Source organism: Desulfovibrio sp. (assembly GCF_014803725.1).
GTDB lineage: Bacteria > Desulfobacterota > Desulfovibrionia > Desulfovibrionales > Desulfovibrionaceae > Desulfovibrio.
The window spans coordinates 179,178-201,798 of record NZ_JAAVBE010000019.1 but is presented as its reverse complement, the minus strand read 5'-3'; the positions used below and the strand labels follow the sequence as shown (position 1 = coordinate 201,798).

General features: G+C 66.9%; 16 protein-coding genes. 2 read left to right on the top strand and 14 right to left on the bottom strand.

The features are described 5' to 3' along the window. Positions 1–10: 10 nt before the first annotated feature. From HDR50_RS06410 to pgl, 5 genes are read right to left on the bottom strand one after another with little or no spacing between them, the layout of a single operon-like run. Positions 11–1,486 carry a GGDEF domain-containing protein gene (locus HDR50_RS06410; protein ID WP_291357010.1) on the bottom strand — a complete coding sequence of 492 codons (1,476 nt, stop codon included), beginning with the start codon at positions 1,484–1,486 and terminating at the stop codon, positions 11–13. Positions 1,487–1,495: 9 nt separating this feature from the next. Next, positions 1,496–2,098: a MarC family protein gene (locus tag HDR50_RS06405; protein ID WP_291357008.1), complete on the bottom strand. Its 603-nt coding sequence runs from the start codon at positions 2,096–2,098 to the stop codon at positions 1,496–1,498. A gap of 39 nt (positions 2,099–2,137) precedes the next feature. Then, positions 2,138–2,746: a MarC family protein gene (locus tag HDR50_RS06400; RefSeq protein WP_291357006.1), complete on the bottom strand. Its 609-nt coding sequence runs from the start codon at positions 2,744–2,746 to the stop codon at positions 2,138–2,140. Beyond that, complete coding sequence (locus HDR50_RS06395; RefSeq protein ID WP_291357004.1) at positions 2,746–4,617, bottom strand: sigma 54-interacting transcriptional regulator; 1,872 nt, start codon at positions 4,615–4,617, stop codon at positions 2,746–2,748. The genes HDR50_RS06400 and HDR50_RS06395 overlap by 1 nt, the downstream gene beginning before the upstream one ends. 45 nt (positions 4,618–4,662) lie before the next feature. Then, positions 4,663–5,424, bottom strand: a complete 762-nt coding sequence (gene pgl / locus HDR50_RS06390) for a 6-phosphogluconolactonase (protein WP_291357002.1) — start codon at positions 5,422–5,424, stop codon at positions 4,663–4,665. Between the two features lie 548 nt (positions 5,425–5,972). Between pgl and HDR50_RS06385 the strand changes: the two genes are divergently transcribed. Both HDR50_RS06385 and HDR50_RS06380 read left to right on the top strand, forming a co-directional pair. Beyond that, positions 5,973–10,832 (top strand): VCBS domain-containing protein, encoded by a 4,860-nt coding sequence (locus tag HDR50_RS06385; protein ID WP_291357000.1) that lies wholly within the window; start codon positions 5,973–5,975, stop codon positions 10,830–10,832. A gap of 86 nt (positions 10,833–10,918) precedes the next feature. Next, the gene (locus HDR50_RS06380) at positions 10,919–12,085 is read left to right on the top strand and encodes a hypothetical protein (RefSeq protein ID WP_291356998.1); all 1,167 of its coding nucleotides are present in this window, start codon (positions 10,919–10,921) and stop codon (positions 12,083–12,085) included. Positions 12,086–12,121: 36 nt separating this feature from the next. Here HDR50_RS06380 and HDR50_RS06375 read toward each other — a convergent pair whose 3' ends face one another. The 9 genes from HDR50_RS06375 to HDR50_RS06335 all read right to left on the bottom strand — a co-directional run bounded on the left by HDR50_RS06375 (position 12,122) and on the right by HDR50_RS06335 (position 22,620). Beyond that, positions 12,122–13,246 (bottom strand): translation initiation factor IF-2, encoded by a 1,125-nt coding sequence (locus tag HDR50_RS06375; protein ID WP_291356996.1) that lies wholly within the window; start codon positions 13,244–13,246, stop codon positions 12,122–12,124. After that, a complete protein-coding gene (locus tag HDR50_RS06370) occupies positions 13,243–14,088 on the bottom strand; it encodes a methyltransferase domain-containing protein (RefSeq protein WP_291356994.1) in 846 nt (281 codons plus the stop codon). The genes HDR50_RS06375 and HDR50_RS06370 overlap by 4 nt, the downstream gene beginning before the upstream one ends. 43 nt (positions 14,089–14,131) lie before the next feature. Next, complete coding sequence (locus tag HDR50_RS06365) at positions 14,132–15,361, bottom strand: aromatic amino acid transporter (protein ID WP_291356993.1); 1,230 nt, start codon at positions 15,359–15,361, stop codon at positions 14,132–14,134. Between the two features lie 159 nt (positions 15,362–15,520). After that, entirely contained in the window at positions 15,521–16,039 is a 519-nt protein-coding gene (locus tag HDR50_RS06360; RefSeq protein WP_291356991.1) for an adenylyl-sulfate kinase, read from the bottom strand. A gap of 1 nt (position 16,040) precedes the next feature. Continuing rightward, positions 16,041–16,793 (bottom strand): class I SAM-dependent methyltransferase, encoded by a 753-nt coding sequence (locus HDR50_RS06355; protein WP_291356989.1) that lies wholly within the window; start codon positions 16,791–16,793, stop codon positions 16,041–16,043. 86 nt (positions 16,794–16,879) lie between these two features. Next, on the bottom strand, positions 16,880–17,659 hold the full coding sequence (locus HDR50_RS06350) for a phosphocholine cytidylyltransferase family protein (RefSeq protein WP_291356988.1): 780 nt from the start codon (positions 17,657–17,659) through the stop codon (positions 16,880–16,882). Between the two features lie 2 nt (positions 17,660–17,661). Next, positions 17,662–18,306, bottom strand: a complete 645-nt coding sequence (locus HDR50_RS06345) for a gamma-glutamyl-gamma-aminobutyrate hydrolase family protein (protein ID WP_291356986.1) — start codon at positions 18,304–18,306, stop codon at positions 17,662–17,664. Beyond that, positions 18,306–20,684: a PEP-utilizing enzyme gene (locus tag HDR50_RS06340; protein WP_291356984.1), complete on the bottom strand. Its 2,379-nt coding sequence runs from the start codon at positions 20,682–20,684 to the stop codon at positions 18,306–18,308. The genes HDR50_RS06345 and HDR50_RS06340 overlap by 1 nt, the downstream gene beginning before the upstream one ends. 301 nt (positions 20,685–20,985) lie before the next feature. Next, on the bottom strand, positions 20,986–22,620 hold the full coding sequence (locus HDR50_RS06335) for a hypothetical protein (protein WP_291356982.1): 1,635 nt from the start codon (positions 22,618–22,620) through the stop codon (positions 20,986–20,988). Position 22,621 lies beyond the last annotated feature (1 nt).

The following is a 22,621-nucleotide window of genomic DNA, read 5'->3' as shown; positions in this document are numbered from 1 at the left end:
GGGGCCTCCGTCAGTCCCGGCGCCGCGCCTGGCGCTCGGGGGTGTCGCCCGCGGGCTCGCGCAGGCGCTGGGAACGGGCGGACTGCGCCGCCCGGGCGCTCATGGCATCAAAAAAGGCGCAGCCCCGGCGGCCGCTCTCCTTGACGTGATAGAGGGCGCTGTCCGCGTCGCCGTAGAGGCTGTCGGGGAAACCCTGGCGGGAGAAGGCCACCCCCACGCTGATGGAAAGCGCGGGCACCCCGTCCTCGGGCTGGCCCAGAATATCGTTGATGGCCGCGATCTTGTCGGCGATGACGCGCTCGATGCCCGGGGCGCGGTCGGAGATGATGACCGCGAATTCGTCGCCGCCCAGGCGGATGCAGAAGTCATCGGCGCGAAAGGCCGTGCGCAAAAGCCCGGCCACGCGCCTGAGGGCCGCGTCGCCCGTTTCGTGGCCGTGGGTGTCGTTGACTTCCTTGAAGCGGTCCACGTCGATGAGGATGAGGCCCACGGGGTGCCCCTCGCTGTTGAACAGGCTGCGCAGGCCGTCGAAGGCGCTCCTGTTGAGCAGGTCGGTGAGCGGGTCGTGCTCGGCCTTGTGGCGCAGCATCCTGTCCTGCTGCTGCTGGAGGGCGAACATCTCGTTATAGGTGCCGGCCAGCTCGCGGAACTCGCGCGCCCCGGCAGGCGCCAGCGGCCGGCCCTCGCGGATGCAGCGGTCAAAGAGCCGGAGCGGCCGGATGACGAGCAGGATGACCATGGCGAAGGTGAGCACCCCGAGCAGCCCGAGCCCCACGAGGGAAAGGCGCTGGCGCGCCAGCACCATGCCGAGCTCGGCGGTGCTCTTCTCCTGCGCCTCGTGGGCTCTCGCGAGCACTTCCTCCTGGAAGTGCGTGACCGCGTTGAAGATCTCCTGCTTGGCCTCGCGGTACTTGCGGTCATAGACCAGTTCGCGCGCATGGCGCACCTTGTCCGCCGGGGAGAGGTAGCGGTCGTCGGCGTTCAGGCGCGCCTCGCGCACCTTGGCCGGAAATTCCGAAAGGTCGAGGTGCGCGCCCTCGGCGGCGAGGCGGATGGCGTAGATCTCGCGGAAGGTGAGGGCGTTGGAGAGGTCGACGCCGGTGTGGATGCAGTTGTGGTCGCCCGCGCGCACATGCTCGCCGGCGAGCTTTTCCAGCGCCTTTTCGCGGCTCTGGGTGGAATCGAGCTCTTCAAAATAGCGGTCGGCATAGTCCTTGTCGAGGGTCTGCACGAAGAGGCGCACCTGCTCGGTGAGATAGTCCGAGCCGCGGCGCACGCGCTGGCCCGCGTTTTCCCAGGAGATGTAGTCCTCCATGGCGTCGGTGGTGGCCTGATACTCCTCGGCCACATGCATGGTGGTGTGGATGAGGAAGACGAAGAACAGCAGCGTCAGGACAAGGATGACACTGCTGACGAACACGAGCCTGAGGCCGCTGTCGTGCGCGTTGCCCCTTGCCGGGGCATGGTTGTCGGTGCCTTGGCTCATGTGGGCTCCTTATCCGAGAAAGCCGCGCACTCCCGTAAAGATGACCTGCGCCGCGATGGCCGCGAGCAAAAGCCCGGTGAGCTTGGCGAGCACCGCGATGCCCGTGGCGCGAAGCACCCGCCCCACCAGGGTCGCCATGCGCAGGAGCAGGAACATGCCGAACGCGGCCAAAAGCAGCGAAAACACGCCGAGTGTGAGCTCGTGCGAGCTCCTGGCCGAGGCGCCCATGACCATCACCGCGCCGATGGAGGCCGGCCCCATGCCCAGCGGGATGGCCAGCGGCACCACGCTGATGTCGCCGTCGGTGTGGACATGGTCGGTCTCGCCGTCGTCGCGCATGAGGGCGATGGCCGTGAGCATGAGCAACACGCCCGAGCCGATGCGGAAGGCGTCCAGCGTGAAGCCGAAAAGCTCGAACAGGCTGGAGCCGAAGAGGTAGAGCACCACGCCGATGACGAAGATGGCCGTGGAGGTCTTGAGCGCGGTCACGTGCTTCTTGCGCGCGTCGTAGTCGCGCGTGTGGCCGAGAAAGGCGCTGAGCACCGCGGGGGGCGTCATGAGCGCGTAGAGCTTGATGCTGGTCCCCACCACATCGCTGATAAGGCCGTCCATGCCGTGTGTGTCCTTTGTGCTTGACCCCTGGGGGCCTCTTTACTGCCGAAGAAAGCCCTGGATGCCCGTGAAGATCACCTGCGCCGCGATGGCCGAGAGCAGAAGCGCGGTCAGCTTTGCCATGACCGCGATGCCCGTGCGCCCGATGAGCCGTTGCACCGGGTCAGCGAGGCAGAGCAGCGCCGCCATCCAGATGGAGGCCAGAAGCAGGCAGAAGGTATCCACGAGCAAATCGTGCGCCCCGGTGGACTGGGCGCCCAGCACCATGACCGCGCCGATGGCCGAGGGGCCCATGCCCAGCGGGATGGCCAGCGGCACCACGCTGATGTCCGCGCCGCGCTGCACGGGCGGGGCCGTGTCGTCGTCGTTCATGAGGGAAATGGCCGTGAGAAAGAGCAACAGCCCCACGCCGATGCGGAAGGCGTCCAGCGTGAAGCCGAAGAGCCCGAAAAGGCTGGAGCCGAAGACCAGCAGCACCTCGCCCACGATGAAGATGGCGAGCGAGGCCTTGCAGGCCACGAGATATTTCTCGCGCTTGGTGTGGCCGCGCATGTGCGAAATGAAGGCGCTGAGCACGGCGGGCGGCGTCATGAGCGCATAGAGCTTGATGGCGAGGCCCACGAGCCGGCCGACGGTGAGTTCTTCCATCATTTCTCCCTGCCGGGCGCGGCGGCGATGCGTTCGGTCCAGCCCGGCGCGCCGGCGGTGTGCAGCCCGTATTTCTTCGCCTTGCGCACCACCGAAGACTGGCTGATGCCAAGGCGCCGCGCGGCCTTGTAGGTGCTGCCCGTCTCGGCGAGGGCAGAGGAGAGCATGTCCCGCTCGAGGCGCTCCACCGCGGAAGTCATGGATTCGCGGGGCGCCGCCGGCTCGGGCAGTTCCTCGGCGGCCTCGCGCATGTAGGAGGGCAGGTCGCCGGGGAGGATGTTCTGCCGCTCGCAGAGCGTGAGCAGGGACTGGATGACGCTCTGGAGCTCGCGCACATTGCCCGGCCAGCCGTAGGCGAGGAAGATCTGCTCGGTGCGCGGGTCAAGCCTCTTGGTGGTGCCGGTCTCCTGGCCGATCTTGCGCAGGAAGTGCCAGGCGAGCAGGAGGATGTCGTCCCGCCGCTCGCGTAAGGGGGGCATCTCCACGCAGAGCACGCGCAGGCGGTAAAAGAGATCTTCGCGGAAGCGCCCCTCGGCCACCATGCGGTCCAGCGGCTTGTTGGTGGCCGCGATGAGGCGCGCGTCGGCCGTGATGGGCTGGGTGCCGCCCACGCGGTAGATGGGCTGGCCGTCCAGCACGTGCAGGAGCTTGGCCTGCATGGGCAGCGAGAGCTCGCCGATCTCGTCGAGGAGCAGGGTGCCCCCCTGGGCCAGCTCCAGCATGCCGCGCTTGCCGCCGCGCGCCGCGCCCGTGAAGGCGCCGCCCTCGTAGCCGAAGATCTCCGATTCCATGAGCGCCGGCGGGATGGCGCCGCAGTTGACGGCCACGAAGGGCTTGTCCGCGCGGGCGCTCATGTCGTGGATGAGCTTCGCCGCCAGCGACTTGCCGGTGCCCGTCTCGCCGAGGATGAGCGTCACGGCCTCGGCCTGCGCGGCCTTGGCGATGTCCTGGCGCACGCGCTGGACGAGCAGGCTCTGGCCGAGCAGCCCGCTCGCCGTCTCGCCCTCCAGCCCCTGGGCGCGCAGGCGGTAGGCCAGCGCCTCCACCTCAAGGTTGGAGAGCTTGGTCTGGAGGTTCTCAAGCTCCGTGATGTCGCGGATGGCCGCGATGACGCGCCAGACCTTGCCGTCCGCGTCAAAGATGGGCGTGCTCGTGTTGAGGCAGCGCTTGCCGTTGGAATAGTCGTCGAAGAGCGTCACCGTATGCCGCGTTTCCAGCGCGCGCAGGGTGACGCAGGTCTTGAAGCGGCCCTCGCGCAAAGGCTCGCTCACGTGGCGGCCCACCACCTCGCAGGCGCGGATGCCGGCGATGCGCTCCATGGCGCGGTTGATGCGCCGGGTCACGCCCTGGCCGTCGATGACCCAGATGCCGTCATGGATGGATTCCAGCACATTGTCGAGCTCGCGCAAGGAGTGGCTGGCCGCCTGCTCGAGGCCGCCGGGCGGCAGCTCCTGCACGGTGAAGCAGCGCAGGGCCGCGTGGCTGCCGCCGCTCCCGTCTCCGGTGTCCGCTTCGCCGTTGCCTTCCTCGCTGCCCGCTTCGTCCGGGGCGCCCGCCTCCCACCAGTGGAGAAGGTAGGTGGAGCCGCCCCCGTGCCGGAACAGGAGGCGCCCGCGCTGTTTCGCGTCCTCGCGGGCATCGCCGTGGCCGTCGAAGCCCTCAAGGGCGCCCTGGCCGAGCCAGGTGGCGAGGGCTTCTGCCGGCGGGCTGCCTGCCGCATCCGTCGCGCCCGTGAGCTTCGCGCCGATGCCCAAAAGCGCGCGCAGGCCGGCATTGGCGTAGAGCAGGCGCCAGCCCGGAGCGCAGACGCCGCCCGGGAGCTGGTCCAGAACGGCGTGGAGGCGGGCCTCAAGGTTGGCGTTGGCTGTCATGGCAGGTTCAGGTGCAGGGGCGCGGGGCCGTCCCCTCTGGCGGGCTCAGCGGCCCAGGGCCGCGGCCTCGTCCACGATCCAGATGAGGTCGCCTACGCGCGGGCGCACGCGCTGGGCGGGCAGCACCGGCTCGGTGAGCAGGTTGAGCGCGTCCGCGAGGGCGGCGTGCTTTTCCGCCCCGGCCACGAGGAACATGCAGAGCCGCGCGTTGTTGATGACCGGCAGCGTCAGGGTGATGCGGTCGGCCTTGCGTTCCGGCACATACACATCGGCCACGAGGCGCCGCTTTTCCTCCGGCTTTTTCACGCCCAGAAGCGGCGAGCCGGGGAAGATGGAGGCCGTGTGCCCGTCCGCGCCCATGCCAAGCAGGATGAAGTCAAAGCGCGGCAGCTGCCCCTCCGCAAGGCCGAAATCCTCGCGGATCTGCGCCTCGTAGCGGCTTGCCGCCTCCACCGGGTCGGCCTCGCCGCGCATGCGGTAGAAGTGGGTAGCCGGCACGTGGGCCAGAAGCTCGCGCCGGGCCATACCGTAATTGCTTTCGGGGTGGTCGGGCCCCACGCAACGCTCATCCACCCAGAAAAAGACCATCTTGTCCCAGGGCAGGCGGTCGGCCCAGTCGCTCTTGGCGAGCAGCTGGAAGAGCGCGACCGGCGTCTGGCCGCCGGAAAGGGCGATGCGAAAGACGCCGCGCTCGCTCACGGCCTCCTCGCAGGCCGCGGCGAAGATGTGGGCGGCGCGCTCCGCCATGGCCTCGGGCGTTTTGTGGATATGGAGCGAGAGATGGATGGAACGGCTGCGGCCCGGCATTGGCGGCTCCTTGCGTTTGGGCGCCCCGAAAAGGGGGCGGCGCAGGGAGTATGCCACAGACCACGGCGGGAGAAAAGCCATTTTTGCCCCGGCCGCGGGGCTGCGCCCGCTTGACATTTTTGCCGAAGCGCCTACCATGGGGCCATCCGAAGCCATCTTTCGGAAGAGTTCCTGCCGACCCTGGAGCTCGACTGTATTGGCGATGTTCCGGCCACGCCGGCCCCGCATGGGGGCGCGCCCCGCCGGAATGCCCGCTTGCGGTGATGTTTCGCCCGCGCGGGTCCGTCGCTTCTCAACGGTCACGGCAGGAACGGAAAATGCTCGCTCCCTCCACTCCTTCTCCCTCTCCCGAGTCCAAGCGCCCGTGTGGCATGGGCGCGGCGTTTCGCGTGCCCGATGGCAATGCTCCACCGCCCTGAGACAGCGCTTTTGCGGCGTTTTCGGGGCTTTCTGTTTTGGCCCCGTGCCCGCAGGAAAAAGGAAAGGACGCTCCCATAACCAATACACCGCAACCGAATCATTAAAAAGAACCAGAAAGGGGACAAATCATGGCCGACATCCGCCTCGCCAAGCCCGCCGCCGGTGCTTCAGAGTCCGTCCAGTGCGCGCCCGACGCCCGTTTCGTCTTCGACTTCCCCACCTCGGACGCCACCCTCGCCCGCGACGGCGACAACCTGAACATCAGCTTTCAGGACGGCTCACGGCTCCAGCTCGAGGGCTTTTATCAGGAATACAACGGCGACAACCTGCCCTCGTTCAATATCGACGGCACCGAAGTGGCCGCGGCGGACTTTTTCGAGGCCATGAACGAGCCCGACCTCATGCCGGCAGCCGGCCCCGGCACGGGCACCGTCGCCAACGGCGCGCGCTTCCACGAGTGGGGCGATTCCGCCCTCACCGGCGGCATCCAGCATCTCGACGGCCTTGACTGGGGCTTCTCCCGCGCTTTCGAGTGGGAGGACCACCCCAATGCCGTGGGCTACACCCACGATGACGACGGCGGCAACAATCCCGTCACCCTCACGCCCGAAGATCCCACGCCCGTGCCTCCCGGCACCCCGGGCATCCCCGGCATCCCGGGCGTCCCGGACGGCGGCGAGCCCGGCAATGCGGGCATCGTGCCCCCCGGCGACGTGCGCCTGGTGAGCGAGGGCGGCCTGCGTGACGGCGATTCCGTCTCGGTCAACGGCGCCATGCGCGTCTCCGCCCCCGACGGGCTCGCCAGCATCGAGATCGGCGGCCAGGTTATCTGGCAGAACGGCCAGATGGTTGGCAAGCCCGAGTTCCACACCGACGAGGGCTATTTCCACAACTTCGCCTATGACCCCGCCACCGGGCGCCTCACCTACACCTATACCCTCACTGAAGCCACGCAGGAGCACGGCCAGCCCGGGCAGGACCACATCGCCCACTCCCTGCCGCTCACCGTGCGCGACACGGACGGCGATGCCGCCTCCAGCAGCATCACCATCATCATCCGGGACGATGTGGCCGCGAGCGTGGCCGACACCAACACCCTCGCCGAGGGCGGGAAGACCGAGGTCACGGGCAACCTGCTCGCCAATGACACTGCCGGCGCGGACGGCTGGATGACCGGCTCGCTCACGCTGACGGACGCCGACGGCAATGCCCTCGGCGCCACGGTGGAGGGCACGTACGGCACCCTGACCATCCAGCCGGACGGCAGCTATACTTACGCGCTCAAGGATGGGTTCAAAGATGACAACGGGAAGGCCGTGCTGCCCGAGGGCGTGGAGGACGAGGTCTTCCACTACCAGGTGAAGGACGCGGACGGCGATGTCACCAGCAACACGCTGACCATTGACCTTGTGAACACGCCGCTTAAGCCGGTCGATCCCGGTTCGGAAGGCCCCAAAGCCACGGGCATCGCGTTCACGCTCAAGGATGGGGACGCCGCGGGCGAGAAGGTAGCGAGCGAGCAGAAGTCCGCCGACCTCTTCGACGGGCCGCAGGACGTGACGACGGTGGTTTTTGCGGCCGACCAGGCCATCACGGTTGAAGGAGCAGCCAATAACAACTTCACATGGACGGGACAGGGCACGGATACGCTGGTCGGCATCAATGGTGACGGCGTGACCCTGACGGTGACCATCGGCGAGGTCAAGCCCGATGGCACGGTGTCCATGACGGCGAGCATGACTGACCCCGCCGGCCATGCTGTGGACAGCGACTCCATCAGCATCACCGGCATCGCCGTGACGGGCACGGACAAGGGCGGAAGCACGGCCACAAACAACAACGTGTCCATCACCATTGAGGACGACGGACCGAGCATAAGAGACGCGCCCTATGAGCTCGCCGGCGTGGACAGCAGGGACGATGTCGCCTTCCTGCAATTCAACACCCCAAACAGCCTCACCTCGTCTGCGAAGTACTTCGAAGATCAGGGCTGGGACTTCAAGTATGTTATGGGAAGCTCTGGCAATCATCCCATATTTGATCCCGAGCACCCCGGGAATTATGCCAGTTATCTCCCGACTGCCAACGCCTATATGGGCACCTATGGCGGCATCCAGATCATTCCCACCTTTGTGGAATACACCTTTACCGAGAACGGGTACACGGTGGATTACTCAAAGGATATCAATAATGCATATAACGGGGGTGCGTCCAAAGCCGACAAGATACTGGCGATGGGGGAGAATGGCCTGACCGTCGGGACGTGGGGAGGAAATTACGATCAAAACGGCTTGAGCATGCCGGATGCGAAGCACTCCGAAGCGCTGGTCTTTGAAAACACCGAAGGCACCATTTATTACGGTACGAATATCGAGTTCGGTGGTCTCGGAGCAGGCGAAAAGGCGCTCATCTGCTTCTATCTCACGCCCAAGAACAACAATGATGACAGCCTGGTCAAGATGGTGGAGATAAGCTCCAAGGATCTCGATGCCTCTGGCAAGATACATATCGCCGTGCCGGACGGCTACACCAAGGTGATCATTTCCGCTGCCCCCGATTCTGTGCACCATACGGCCTCCGCCTTCGGCATCAAGTCGCTGGGCTTCACCCACACCGCGCAGGAATACAAGGGCCAGGTTGACGTTGATTTCGGGGCGGACGGCCAAGCGACAGAGAATGCCATCACCTGGGACTGGAGCCAAGCCGAGCTGAAGGAATTCAACATCCTCACCGGCCCTGATGCGGGGGAATATGTGGCACAGCTGACATCTACCCCAACCACCGTCACGGCGACATTTGATCTGCACGGGCAGACCGTCACCCTGTTTGAAGGCAGCCTCAATCAGGACGGCACCTGGACCATCAAGCAGTTCTACGAGTTTGCGAAGAAGGGTGAGAACACCAAGGCCGACTTCAATGTGACATTCAAGGTCAAGGATGCGGACGGCGACACGGCGAGTCTGGTTAAAAACATCGACATGTCCAACCCGAGCGACCTTGAGCGCTTCCACAATGTGGAAACCGGCTATTACGAAACCGACTGGGGAACCGATTCCAACACCGTGCTGTTTGACAATGCGTATGACCTGCTGCGCGGCCATGAACGCAATGACCTCATGTACGGCAAGGGCGGCAACGACCTGATGCTGGGCGACGGCCTGGACAACGGGGAGGACAGTCCCCTCGGGGAGCTGCTCGATGGCCTTGGTCTCGACGTGGCCTTCAAGGAAGGTATCGGAACCGGGAAGGAGAATATCGGGAACGGCGTGAACAGCCTGGGCCAGAACAAGGGCGTCACCGGCGCCAACAAGGCTGCCTTTGAGCAGGTTCGGGACGCGTTGCTCGATAAGTCGCCCGAAGAGCTGAATGCGCTTATGAACGCAATGGAGAAGGGCGAGCAGGGTAATGACGCGCTTTATGGCGGCGTCGGCAACGACATCCTCTTCGGCGGCGGCGGTGACGACTACCTGGACGGCAACGGCAAGCCGGTGGACGGCTATACGGACAAGGACATGCTGTTCGGCGGCTCCGGCAATGACATCATCGTTTACGACCAGAACGACCTGATCATCCACGGCGGCGACGGTATCGACATCCTGCTGGCGGGCGGCAAGGACGCACCAACCCTTGCGGAAATGATTGAGGGCGGCAAAGACAAGCCGATGGTGGCCGGGGTGGAGGTGCTCATCACTTCCCTGCATACCACCCATGTGGAAAACCTGGGCATCACGAGCCTCGCGTCCCTGGCGTCGTACGGCGTGGTCATTGACGGCAAGAGCCACATCATGACCGTTGACGACCGCTGGACGACAAAGGACGGCGGCAAGACGTTTGAATATGAAAAGGACGGCGTCCATCTCCGCCTTGAGACCAATCTTGACCCGCATAAGGTTGGCGACAAGTATGTCTTCATCGACGCGGCCTATGACAAGAACGGCAAAAGCACCCCGAAGGGAGACGCCGCGGACAATATCCTCTTCGGCGATGCTGCCGCCTTCATCGGCGCGCTTGCGGCCAATGGCTACGGCATTGACGAGGTAAAGACGCATGCCGATGAAATCGCCGCCAACATGCAGACGAACAAGGCGGAGGACACCCACAGCAATGTACACGGTCTCGCGGGCAATGACCTGCTCTTCGGCACCAACGGCACCGATGTCATGATGGGCGACGGGGACGGCACCGATGCGGCGAAGGGACAACTGCGCGACCTTCTTGAAGTCAGCCGGGACAAGGACCTCACTGCCAACGCTGAGGAGCTGGCGGGAAAGACGGCTGACGAGCTGCATACTATTGCGAAGAACCTCGAGGCTGCCGAGCAGGATCTCGAAAAGGGCGCGGGCGGTGACGACACCCTCTACGGCCTTTCCGGCAGCGACCTTCTCCACGGCGCGGGCGGCAATGACCACCTGGACGGCGGCAATGACGATGACATCCTCATCGGCGGTTCCGGCGACGACACGCTCATTGGCGGCGCGGGGGATGACCTCCTCTTCGGCGGCTCGGGCAACGACTTCCTGGACGGCGGCGCGGGCAAGGATAGCCTCTTCGGCGGAAGCGGCAACGACCTCATCGTTTATGACGCCGATGACTACCTCGTGGACGGTGGAACGGGCATCGACTTCCTGCTCTCGGACGGCACCGGGACCCAGCACACGTTGGCGGACATGATAGGCAACTGGCAGAACAGGAATGGCGAGGGCCATGACGACCAGATGCCCATGGTCAATGACGTGGAGGTGATGATCAGGGGCGTGGATACGAGCCTGCAGAACATGGACGCCCTTGCCGCCAAGTATGGCTTCAGCGTGGAAGGCAACAAGCTCATCCTGGGCGACCAGTGGCACAAGGTCGAGGGCAACGACAAAACCACTACCTATGAAAATGGGGATGGCGTCTCACTCGAAACCACGCTGACCGTGGACAGCACCGGCGGCACTGATGCCGGCGAGCAGGCCGCGCAGAATATCGTGTTGAGCAACGGCTAAGAGTGTACAGGCACACGGGGCACCGCGCCCCGGCACCTCAAAAAAAAAAACGGCGGCGCCCTTCCGGGCGCCGCCCTCATATCCCCATGCGCATCCTCTTCATCAGCAACTATTTCCCCGGCGATCTCGGGCCGCTGGCGCGCGAGCTTGCGGCCGCGCCGGAAAACGAGGTGCTCTTCGCCTCCAACCGGCAGCGCAAGGACTTCGCGCTCCCCGGTGTGCGGCGGGTGCGCCTGAAAAACGCCCCGCTCTTCGGCGAGGTGGCCCCGGAAGTGCCCGCCCTGTGGGAGGAGACCGTCAGGCGCGGTTCCTGGGGGCTGCGTTCCCTCACCTCCCTGCGCGAGTCCTGGGGCACGCCGGACATCATCTTCGCCACGCTGGCCGGGGGCGCGGCCCTGTTCGCGCCGCAGGCCTTTCCCGGTGCCTTTCTCGCGGGCTATGCGGAAACCGGGCTCAAAAACTTCGCCCTCCTGCCCGGGGAGGCGCGCCGGGCCTGGACCATCCTGCAAAGCGCGCTCTTTTTGCAGGCCGACCTCTGCTTCGCCATGAGCGAGCGGCAGCGGCGCCTCTTCCCGAGCCCCCTACGGGAGGCCCTAAGCCTCACCGAACCCTGCGTGGATACGGAGCTTTTTTCGCGCGCGGCCGCGCGCCCGTGGTTCGAGGGGCACGAAGCCCCGCCGGACGGCCCACTGCTCACCCTCGACGCCACCGGCCTCGACGGGGCGCCGCTTGCCACCTTGCTGCGCCTCGCGCACGCCGTGCTGCGGTCGCTCCCCGCGTGCCATGCGGTCATGCTGACGGAAAACAGCCGCCTTCGGGAGGCGCTGGAAGCCGCGGCGAACACCTGGGCGGACGGCTGCCGACCGCGCTTTGCGGCGCATGCTTCGCTGCCCTTCGGGCGCTATCGGGATCTTCTGGCCGCGTCCTCGCTCGTGGTCTGCCCCGGGCAGGGCGACGCGGCCGAGCGGGCCATGCTGGAGGCCATGAGCTGCGAGGCCCTGCTCATGGCGCGGCCGGAAACGGCAAATTTTTTGCGCCCCGGCGTCAACATGCTGGAATTTCCGGCCAACGATGCCCCGGCCGCCGTGCTGGCGGCGCTTGAGGCGCGCCCGCGCGACGGCGAACCCGCGCCGCAGGCCCGCATGGCGCGGCGCAATGTGCTCGCGCACTTCAGCGAGGCCGTGGTGGTGCCCCGGCACTTGGCCGGGGTCATGCGCGCGTATGCCGCGTGGAAGAAAGAGCGCGGCGCCTGACGGGCACTTCAGCGCGCCGCGTCGGCTCCTCTCCCGTTATTCCTGAAAAATCGGCAGTTTGCAGAAGCCCACGGGGTGATCGTGCCCCGGGATCTCGCATTTTTGCGTCAAGTCCGCCGTGTCGGCCACATGCAGCACTTCCGCGCTCGAAAGGCCCATGGTGCGCCACACCGGGCGGCAGGTGAGGGGAATGCCGCCGAGCACGGCCTGCCCCTCCGGGCTTTGCGCGTCGAGCTCGATGCTCCAGCGGTGGCTGAAGGCCGCGCCGGGATAGACGGGCTCCGCCGCGTTGAGGTGCCGCGTGAGCACGGGCTCGCCGTGGGCGCCGTAGATGGTGGTGTCGAGGTCCATGTTGTTCACCTGGATGCCGCCCTGGTTCTGCCCGCGCATGAGCACCATGAGCAGCAGGGTCTCCCCGTCGGAGAGCAGGCCGGCCTCGGCCTCGCAGCCCTGGATGGGCAGGATGCTCTCCATGCGCTTCAGCGTGGCCTCGTTCTTGGCAAGGACGATATCCGCCGTGGCCTTTTGCCGCGTGACAAGGGCCGCGCGCAGGATGCCGGCCACCTCGGCGGCATTCACGAGGTGGCGCACCATCCAGCCGTCCGGCCCGCGCCGAAGCTCAAATTCCAGCGGGAAGGCGACCTGGAGCTGGGGGTGCGTGATCTCGGTCCTGATGCGCGCGGTGTCGCCCTTCGTTTCCATAAGCGTGAGCCCGGCCGGGAGCTGCGCGAGAAAATCCGGCGGAAAGAGCACCAGCGGCTGCCGCAGCTTGGCCGCGGCGTCCGGCTCCTCCCCCTTGGCGGGGCCCGCGTCCTTTTCGCGCAGGCGCCGCAGAAGGGCGGTCTGCAACTGCTGGCTCAGCACATGTTCCTGGTCAGGGCCGGCCTTGTAAAAGGGAAAGGCCCCGGCCACGGCGCGCGAAAGCTCCGCGAACAGCGTGCGGAAGTCCACCCGCTTGGCGAGCTCTTCCGTATTGGGCGGCGTGAGCGCCGCCTTGAGCTGTTCCACGGCGTATTCGCTGGTCTGGCGATATTGCCAGGTGCGCCAGCCAAAATAGCCGCCCGCGCCGAGGGCGCCCACGAGCAGCAGCACGGCGAGCAGGGTGACGAGCTTGTGCGCGCGGGCCTTGGCCGCGAGGCCCGAGAGGAATGCGGGCATCATGCCCCTCCTTCGTCCCTCCCGCCCGGGGCGCAGGAGGTGAGCGGTTTGCGCCCGCACTCCAGCACCGGCTCCGGCGCGGAAAGGCGCTCATCCATGCCGCGCCCGAAACGGGCGCCGAGACGCAGGGCCAGCGGAGTGACGCCGCCCGCGGGCCCGAGCGTACAGCGGAACACCGTCCACGCCCCCACCGGGAGCGCCGTGACGAGGCGGCTCCCCGGCGCGAGGGGGCTTTTCGCGCGCCAGGTGTTCACAGGCCCGGCCAGCGTGCCCAGGCTCGCCGTATTGCCGGGCGCGGGGGCGCCCTCCATGCGGCGCAGGGCCCCGCGCACCTCCCACCAGGTGGTGACGTGCCCGGGGAGGCGCGTGTGCGCCACGCGCGCGCAGAGCCCGGCGAGGGAGTGGCGGTTCCAGAAAGTGACGGCAAAGCCGCGCCGGGCCACGCGCCGCGCTTCGGCAAGGGCGGCGGCGAGGCGCCTTGGCTCCCGCAGGTGGAGGAGCACCCAGTCGTAGGCGTCGTCCTCCACGGGCAGGCCGTCGTCCCTGCCGGCCATGACCGTGGCCGCGGGGCAGCGTGTTTGCGCGCGCGCCCGGGAGGCCGGGTCGGCCTCCACCGCGTCCACCTCAAAGCCGCAGCCCCAGAGAAAGGGCAGCACCGCGCCCGTGCCGCAGTTCACGTCCAGCAGGGCCGCTTCCCGGCGCGGCCACGCGGCGAGGGCGCGCTCCAGGAGGCGCAACTGCGCCGCCAGCACGAAGCGGGCGGTCGCCACGTCGCCGGGGCGGGGCGGGGCCGCGCCGGGAGAGGCTGAAGATCGGGCTATGTGGGGCGCGTGAGGGTCGTCCATGTCCTTCCCCGCTTGCGGCTGCGGAGCTCTTCCGCCCCGCGGGTCAATCATACATGGGCAGGAGCTGAAACACAAAGAGCGTATGGCACACGGCCACGAGGATGCCGTAACAGAGCAGCAGCGGCGTGAGCAGCGCACCGCCCGGCGCAGTGTATCCGCCCGGGCTGAAGCGCCGCCGGCACGCGCGCAGCAGCAGCGCCGGCACGATGACCGACCACACCGAAGCCGCGAGGCCGGCCCAGCCGATGGCCGCGAGAAAGCCGTCCGGCCACAGGAGGCCGCAGGCCATGGGCGGCACGAAGGTCACGAGCAGGGTCTTGGTGCGGCCGAGGCGGCTGTCGTCAAAATTGCAGAGGTCGGCCATGTAGTCGAAGAGCCCGAGCCCGGCGCCCAGGAAGGATGTCGCCACGGCGAGCAGCGAAAAGGCCTCCAGCAGGCTGAGCACGAGGCCGCTACCGAGGTTGTGGCCGGCGGCGGCGAGCAGGTCGCCCACGTTGCCGCCCTGTGCGATGACCGCCTTGAAGCCCTCGCGCGGGATGACGCCGTCCGAGGCGGTGATCCACGCGAAATAGCAGGCCAGCGCGATGATGGTGCCGTACCTGAGGCAGGCGTTGATGCCGCGGCCGTCCTTGCCGAGATACTTGACGAGGCTCGGCACCGACGCGTGGAAGCAGAAGGAGGTGAGATAGGTGGAGAGCGCGCCCCAGATGAAGATGGCCTCGCCCCCCGCGCCGCCTGCGTCCAGCAGCACGTCGAGCCGGAGGTGCCGGAACATGCCGCTCATGGAAAAGAGCAGCGCCAAGACCATGCCGCCCATGAGCACGATGGAGAAGCGGTCCACCGCGCGGGAGCTCCACCAGATGCAGGCCGCCAGCAGCAGCGAGAAGATGAGGCTCGTGAGCAGGCGCGGGGGCTCGCTCCCCAGCACGGGCGTGAGCGCGTGCTGCACCACCGAGCCGCCGCCGCTCACATAGGCGTAGACGAGGATATAGAGCACGAAGGCCACGGAAAGGCCGTTGACGGCGCTCCACGCGGGGCCCAGCAGCTCGCGCACGAGGGTGTGGAAACTGTCGCCCGGCTGGAAGTGCAGGTTGACCTCAAGCAGGGCCTGGCTTGAGCGGAACATGAAAAACCAGGAGCCGAAAAGCACCACCATGGACCACGAGTACCACATGCCCGCGGAGATCATGGGCAGGCCGAGCATGCCCGCGCCGATGGCCGTGCCGGCGACCACCATGGTGCCGCCGAAGAGGGGGGAGAATCGAAAGGCCATGGCCGCTCCGTTCAGCAAGGGGGGAGGGCCTGCGGACGCATGCCGGGCGCCGGCGACCGGGGCTCCCCAATGCCCGCATAGTGGCAGAGAGGCGCGGCCTTGGCAAGCCGGGGCGGAGCGCGGCGAACGGGAGAGGCCGGGCGCCAGGGGGCGGAAGCGTCAGTCGTTGCGCGCCGCGGGCTCTGCCGCAAGCTCCAGCACGAGCGCCAGCGCGTCCTCAAGGCTTTCGCCGCCCGTGAGGCGCAGGTGCGGGGCAAGCGGCAGTTCCGCCTTGACCTCGCCTCCGGCCATATGGCGCACATTGCCGGCATACAGGCCCTTGGGGTCGCGCCCGCGGCGCACAGCCTCCGGCACGTCCAGGAATATCTCCACATAGCCGGGCAGGTTGGCGCGGTTCCAGGCGTGGAGCTCGTGGAAGAGCGAAATGGTGGCCACGATGACCGTGGCCCCCTGCCGCGCCAGAAGGCCGGCCAGCCGCGCATAGCTCAGGGCCAGGCGCCGGCGGCTCTCCGCGTCGAAGCCCTGGCCGCTGGCGCCCAGGGCTTCGCGCAGTTCGTCGCCGTCCAGCCGGAGCGAGCCCGGGAGCGCCTGCTGGAGCGCCCGGGCCAGGGTGGTCTTGCCGGCGCCGGAAAGGCCGGTGATCCAGAACACGCGGCCATTTTTCCGGGAAGTTTGCATTTCAGTCCTTGCGGCGCGCGATCCAGGCGCGTGTGGTGTAAGGGATGTGGAGGGTATCGGTGCCCAGCGAGCGCAGATGGGCGGCCAGCTTGTCCACGATGGGGCCGAAGGCTTCGCCCGCCTGGCGCTGGAGCGTGGCGTGCGAGCGCCAGGCCTCGATGGCATCGTCGACGCTCTGCGTCTGCACGGTGGCGCCTTCCACCCTCACCAGATCCTCAAAAAGCCCGGAGGCGGTGATGACCGCCGACTGGTCCTCGCGCCGGGTGCCGTAGCCATAGCCCGGGATGCTCTCGCGGATGATGGTCTCGATGGCTTTTTGCACCGGGTCGTCCAGGTCCCTGTGGTTCCAGAGGCAGGCGAAATACCCGCCCGGCTTGAGCAGGCGGTGGCTTTCGCGCAGCGCCGCCTGCCGGTCGCAGACATTGAACGAGGAGCCGAAGGTCACGAAATCATAAACGCCGGCAGGGCGCCCCGTGGCCTCGCCGGTACCCTTGCTCCAGTGGACGGTGGCGAGGTCGGCCGTACGTTTCATGCCGTTGGCCCGCATGGCGTCATTGGGCTCCACCGCATCCACCTCGCAGCCATAGGCCGCCAGCGGCAGGGTGAGGTGAGCCACGCCGGCGCCGATGTCGCACACCTTGTCGCCCGGCTTGAGGCAGGCGATACGGAACAGCGCCGTGAGCGCGGCCGGGGAATAGTCGGGGCGTTTCAGGTACGCATCCGCCAGTGCCGTGTAATCCCATTCAACCGTCATAGCTTCTCCCGTGTTCCGGCGCCTCCGCCGAAACAGGGAGAACGCCGCCTAGCGTTGCGGTTATTCGAGTATCAGTGTGGCCGCAGCTACCACTGCCGCCAGTCATGCGACCAGGCGCCCCGTGCGAGCGCCTCTTCATAGGTCTTGAGGTCCGTGCCGCTGTCGGCCTCGCACCAGCGGCCGGCCACGGGCACGGCCTCGATGGCGATATTTTGCGCGAGCAAAAGGCGCAGCAGGCCCGTCATGTCCAGCTTGTCCACGGCCTCGGGGCCAAGGGCGGCGCATGCTGCCTCCAGGCGCTCCCAGCCGGCGCGCGAGAAGGAGAGCAGGCCCATGTACTGCCCGTGGATCTCTTCGAGCGTGGCCGCCCTGCCGCCGATCTCGCGCAGGATGCCCCCCTCCTGCCGGAAGGTCTCGGCATCCGAGAGCACGTCTTCAAAACGCAGCTTCCAGAGGGCTTCCCATTCCGTATCGTAGGTGATGGCCATGTCTTCCGTGGCGGTGAGCAGCCTGCGAACATGGTCGGGGTGGTACACGATGTCGGAATAGGAGACGACGAGCCGCTTGCCCCCCCTGGCGAAGAACTCGCGCGCGAAGGCGCCCGCGCACAGCAGGGAGGCGACCATGTTGGTCTCGGCCCAGCGCGGATTCTCCGTGGTGGCGAAGTCGCCGGCGAGGCACTGGGCGGCATAGCCGCGCACCACGAGGATGCGCCGGATGCCGGCGCCGCGCAGGGCGTCGAGCTGCCAGTGGAGGAGGGGGCGGCCGGCGAGCTCCACAAGGCACTTGGGCCGCTCGGCCGTGAGCTCCCGCATCCGCGAGCCGCGGCCCGCGGCGAGGATGACGGCCGCCGTACCGTCGTTCATGGTCATCGTTCTCCTGCTGTCTCGCCGAAACCTCGGCCCAGGCATGCGCGCAGAAGCGCCGTGTCCAGAGGCGCCGGCTGCGCTTCGCGTTCGGGGTGCCACATGACGGCGGCGATGCGGCCGTCCGCGCTGGTGAAGGCCTCCACTGTGCCGTCCGGGGCCAGGGCGAGGGCTTCGAGGCCCGGGGCCAGCCCCCCCCGGAGTATGCCCTGAGCATGGAAGGAATTGACCTCATGGCGCGGGCTCCCGGCAACGGGGCGCGCCAGCTCCACCGCATGCCGCACAGCCACATGCCCGTCGCAGCCTGTGAGCCGGCCGCCCATGAGCAGGTTGATGGCCTGCGCGCCCCGGCACACGCCGAAAACCGGCAGCCCGGCCTCCCGCGCCCAGGCGAAGAGCGCGGCCTCCGTGGCGTCGCGTTCCGGCACGAGGCCCCAGTCCTCCCCGCCCGAAAAAATGAGCCCGGTGAGCCCGGCGCCCGCGGCGAAGCCCGTGATTTCCGCGCCCATATTGGGGAGATAGAGGACCGGCTCCTGCGGAAACACCTGGCGGAGAAAGCGGGGCCAGTCCCGCGCAAGGGCGTCGCGTTCCTCCACGGCGCCCCCGGAATAGGTGTGGCGCATGACGCGCATGGTGATGCCGAGCATCAGCGCGCCTCCAGGATGGCCGCCGCCGGCTTGATATAGAGCGTCTCCGCCGCCTGTGCCATGTCGAACAGCCTTTCGCCCGTGCCGATGGCCGCCGGCAGCCCGTATTCCGCGCAGCGGATGGCCATATGCGAATTGGCCCCGCCGAAGCGCGTCACGAGGCCCGCGATATGGCGGGTGAAGATCCAGTCAAAGCCCGGGTCGGCATTTTCGATGCAGACGATCTTGCCCGTGAGGTCCACATCGCAGGGGCTGCCGGCAAAAAGGCGCGCCACCGGGGCCAGCGCTTCGCCCGTGCCCACGAAATTGGGCGCGGCGCGGTGCTGCGGGGCCACATACACGTCGCGCACCGAGCGGATAAGGTAGCCGAGCTTGAGCCCGGAGGCGCGGGCCAGAAGCTCGCGGTTGGCCGCGACGAGGCGGCCGAAATGCTCCTGGGGCGTTTCGGGTTGCGCGCTGACCGTCCAGTCGAGCAGAGGCTGGATTTCGAAAAAGGAGGCCGCTTCGCGGTCAAAACCGGCGCGCTCGCCGAAAAAGGCGATGATCTCCAGCGCGTCCGAAAGATTGCGGCTGAAGATGAACTTGGCGTGCTCGCGGCCGGCGATGGCCCGGCGCGCATATTCCAGCAGTTCTTCGGGGCTGACGCCGAGCCCGGCTCCGCGCAGCAGGGTCTCGAGGCTCGCGCGTTCGGCCGGGGTGAGCGCAAAGGGCGCGCCGGGTCTCGGGCGTTGTGGGCGGCCGCCCTCCCCGAAGATTTGCGGCCGGTCAAGGTAGCGGGGCGAAAGGATGTCATAGCTGCCGGGCCGCAGGTGCCCGTATTTGCGCATGAAGGCCGCGGCGTCGCGCCGGCCTTCGCAGACATCCTGAAATTCGCGCGAGAGCTCGCCGGAGATGGTGCGCACCGTGGCCTTGAACGTCTGCACGCGCTCAGGCGCAAGCGCGCCGGCCGTCACGGCCGAGCGCAACAGGCTTTCGGCGATGAAGGCATGCCGCGCCAGGATGGAGAAGGGGAGGGTGCCGTACTTGCGGCATTCGGCCAAGAGGGGCGGGAGGTCTTCGAGGCGCCCGGGCTCGGCGGCGCTGACGAAGGGCCGCGCCGCCTGGCGCCCGCGCAGTTCGGCCACGGCGTCCATCGCGCCGGCCAGAGTGCCCGCGGGGGAAAGATCGAGGCAGGCTGCCGTCAGGCGGGTGAGGGCGGCGCGAAACTCCTCCCGGCGGCGCGCCGAGAGCAGCCCGGGATAGCGCGCGTCCAGCGCGGCGTCGAAGTTGAAGTCGAGAGCGGTCTGGGCAATCTCAAACTCGATCTTGTCATGAAACTGCGGGTTGGCCTCCAGTCGTTCCAGCCACGCGTTGACGAGGATTTCGCATGTGCCGGCGTCGAGCCCCGCCGGCAGGAAGGAATTGAAGCTCGCGCGCACATCGATGTAGGGGCGCCCGAAGATGAGCGGCATGAGCTCGGTGGGCGGCAGCGTGCGATAGCCCATGCGCTCCCGCGCCTTGGCCCAGACGCGGCTCGTGATAAGGTTGCGGTAGAGGGAGGCGGCCAGCGGCCGGGGGAGGATGCCGATCATTTCCGCCGGGTTCCAGTCCGGCATCACCCCGAGGATGGAGCGCTGCCCGAAAAGCCCGGGGCACGGGCCGGTGCGGTCGGCCACGAATTCGGCCACGCGCCCGATGCGCGCCGCGGGGATGGAGTCCGGCCATTGGCTCCCGGCGCAGATGGGCCGCACCTGAAGCAGATGAAGGGTATTTTCCGCATCGAGGCAAAACTCGATATCCAGCGCGTCCGTACCGCACAGGGCCTCAAGCCGGCGCGCCAGCCCCACGAAGGCGGCGAGCCGCGGGGAGTCGAAATCGCCTTCCCGTGCCTCGCGGTAGACATAGACCGTCTTGCCCACATGGGTGCCGCCGGTGACGGTGTCGGTCTTGCCGGATTCGTCGTCATAGTTGATGACATACCAGGGCGCGCCGTCGGCAAGGGCGCGGGTCATGATGACCCCGGTGACGGCCGGCTCGCGGATCATGGGCTGCACGAGCACCTGGTCGTCCGGGGCTGCCCCGCCATAGGAGGCGATGACCTGTTCGACCGCATCGACAAAGGCGTCGTCGTCGTCCAGCGGCACATCAAGGCGCGAAAGGAAGGCGCCGGCGCCGGAACAGGCCGCCGAATCCTCCCGCCGGCAGGAGGAGCGCACGGCCGCGCGCAGGCCCGGGGCAGTCCCAAGCGCGGCCACGGCCCCGGCATGCACCGCCCCGGCATCGGCGCGCCACTCCGCCACGGTGAAGGCGAACACCGTGGGGATGTTGAGTTCCGGCCAGCGGGAGAGCGCGGCCAGAGTGTCGGCCTTGGAGGAAAAGGTGAAGGGGGTGGCGCTCATCTCGGGGGGGACGTCCTTTGCACGGCGTTTTCCGAGGGGCCTCTTCAGTGGGCTTTGCCGGATTTGCTCCGGTATTGAGGGATTTGCAGGCATTGCTCTGGAGGGGGAAGCGCGCGTAAGGGCTGCCGATATTTTTTATTCATAGCATGCTGTGGAATAATTTGCAAATATTTCTCCCTGGCGTGGCGGATGCTAGGGCGATGCACCGGGCCGCGGGCCGCTGGCGCTCCAGCCAGGGGGGGTGTGCCAAAGCCCATGACAGCCCGCGGGGCATGCCCCCAGCAGAGTCATGCGGTTTCTTTTATCCCCCCGGCAGGAGGAACGCCGTTTGGACATCCGGGGCGTCCCTCTGGCAAAAAGCATCCAGGCGCTCCAGGAGGGCTTGCGCCAGTGCGAGTCCGTCTGCATCCTTCTTTTTTAACATTTCCAGGATAGCCAGGGAATAGAGTGTCCGGATGTCATGCACATCCACATCTTTATACGAGCGACAGGAAAACTCCTTCCTCAGCAGGTGGCTGGCGGCGCGTTCAATTGCCTCACGGAAATAGAACCCTGCCTCGGGGATGAGTTCATGGCCGGAGTGCAACGCAAGGGCCGTCAGCAACGGACTGAGCGGACTGTGGCACATGAGCGCGCTGGCGGAAATGTTGGGGAGCGCCTCCCTGGGCTGCTGCAGCATGCGCTGGACAAGTTCCGCTTCGCTTTGGACAACGGCGCCGTCACGCTGGATGGTGAGCCAGTCCGGGCGTGGCTTGTCCTCCACGAAGTCGCGGATGAAGCCAACAATATCGTCAAGGGCGGTATCAAAAGGCATTGTCAGCCTTTCACGCCGGTCACGGAGAGCTTTTTCCCAAAAGTCCCTTTTTTCCAGGCACTCCTTGGCAGCACTTGTCAAGCCGGTAAAGGAAGTGGCCCGGAACCCGCATTCCCATGGCACGAAGGCTTGCCGCGTGTTCTCCCCTCGCCCGCGTGAGTTCGTCGGCCCTTTGGGCGAACTCGTGGCCGACGGGTGCGGAGGCAGTGCCCAAGGCTGGAAATAGATCGCCGGACGGAGGGTTGAAAATGCGAAAGACCAGGCGATATGGGACAGGTCAGTCACAAGCAGGGCACCGCGGGCGAAGGAAAAATGCCGTTCTCGGGCCGTGTCAAGGAGAAAGCGGGGCTCGCCGGCAAAAGCCGCGCATATCTCCCGGACCTCGGGGGAATCCAGGTCAAGTTTGTAAGGGCGGAAAATCACGCGGTAGTCGGGGAAGCTGCTGAGAAGCGTCCTCACCGTGCGGACGCCGTAGCGCCTGAGCCGGTTGCCCCCGGAATCCGGATAGGCGCTGCGGCCCACGGGCGCATAGACGATGGCGTCCGGGACGGACCTGGTGGTGCGCAGGCGCTCAGCGAGAACGGCGAGACCGGGATAGCCCACGGGAATGATATGAAAGTTGCCACTACGCCGTGTCCCTGCCGGAGTGGTGAAGCCGGACCAGAGCTTGCTGATGCCGGCCTTTGTGTCTGCGCTCAGAGGAAAGGGCACCATCCAGCCGTCCAGGCCTGCCGATTCGGCCGTGGACCAGGGCAGGTCATCATTCGCCACGCTGAACGCGTGTATACAGCCAAGTATCTTTGCGGTTAGCGGGTATATCGCATTACGTGTATCCATATCGGATATGATGATGGCATTGATTCTGGTGAGTGGGGAGAGATCGGTTTCCGCGAGCACCGCGGTAAGATCGGCCTCAAGCCGGATCTTGTCCACATTTTTCGGGGTGCAAATCGCCAGGGACAGGTAGCCTGCGGCGCGCATACGCGCCGCCAGGGGGTTCATCCAGATGTCCTGTGATACGCTTGTGGTGGAGATGTAGAAGGCTACGACGAAAACGTCAGGAGGAAGTGACGAGAGCGCCACCTGCAGATCTGGGAGCCCATATATAGGTGTATCCTGCATC

Bases quoted from the DNA above. Each gene is read 5' to 3' on its own strand.
- HDR50_RS06335 (WP_291356982.1), bottom strand. From the start codon at position 22,620: ATGCAGGATACACCTATATATGGGCTCCCAGATCTGCAGGTGGCGCTC.
- HDR50_RS06395 (WP_291357004.1), bottom strand. From the start codon at position 4,617: ATGACAGCCAACGCCAACCTTGAGGCCCGCCTCCACGCCGTTCTGGAC.
- pgl (WP_291357002.1), bottom strand. From the start codon at position 5,424: ATGCCGGGCCGCAGCCGTTCCATCCATCTCTCGCTCCATATCCACAAA.
- HDR50_RS06360 (WP_291356991.1), bottom strand. From the start codon at position 16,039: ATGCAAACTTCCCGGAAAAATGGCCGCGTGTTCTGGATCACCGGCCTT.
- HDR50_RS06410 (WP_291357010.1), bottom strand. From the start codon at position 1,486: ATGAGCCAAGGCACCGACAACCATGCCCCGGCAAGGGGCAACGCGCAC.
- HDR50_RS06350 (WP_291356988.1), bottom strand. From the start codon at position 17,659: ATGAACGACGGTACGGCGGCCGTCATCCTCGCCGCGGGCCGCGGCTCG.
- HDR50_RS06380 (WP_291356998.1), top strand. From the start codon at position 10,919: ATGCGCATCCTCTTCATCAGCAACTATTTCCCCGGCGATCTCGGGCCG.
- HDR50_RS06385 (WP_291357000.1), top strand. From the start codon at position 5,973: ATGGCCGACATCCGCCTCGCCAAGCCCGCCGCCGGTGCTTCAGAGTCC.
- HDR50_RS06405 (WP_291357008.1), bottom strand. From the start codon at position 2,098: ATGGACGGCCTTATCAGCGATGTGGTGGGGACCAGCATCAAGCTCTAC.
- HDR50_RS06365 (WP_291356993.1), bottom strand. From the start codon at position 15,361: ATGGCCTTTCGATTCTCCCCCCTCTTCGGCGGCACCATGGTGGTCGCC.
- HDR50_RS06375 (WP_291356996.1), bottom strand. From the start codon at position 13,246: ATGATGCCCGCATTCCTCTCGGGCCTCGCGGCCAAGGCCCGCGCGCAC.
- HDR50_RS06340 (WP_291356984.1), bottom strand. From the start codon at position 20,684: ATGAGCGCCACCCCCTTCACCTTTTCCTCCAAGGCCGACACTCTGGCC.
- HDR50_RS06355 (WP_291356989.1), bottom strand. From the start codon at position 16,793: ATGACGGTTGAATGGGATTACACGGCACTGGCGGATGCGTACCTGAAA.
- HDR50_RS06370 (WP_291356994.1), bottom strand. From the start codon at position 14,088: ATGGACGACCCTCACGCGCCCCACATAGCCCGATCTTCAGCCTCTCCC.
- HDR50_RS06400 (WP_291357006.1), bottom strand. From the start codon at position 2,746: ATGGAAGAACTCACCGTCGGCCGGCTCGTGGGCCTCGCCATCAAGCTC.
- HDR50_RS06345 (WP_291356986.1), bottom strand. From the start codon at position 18,306: ATGCTCGGCATCACCATGCGCGTCATGCGCCACACCTATTCCGGGGGC.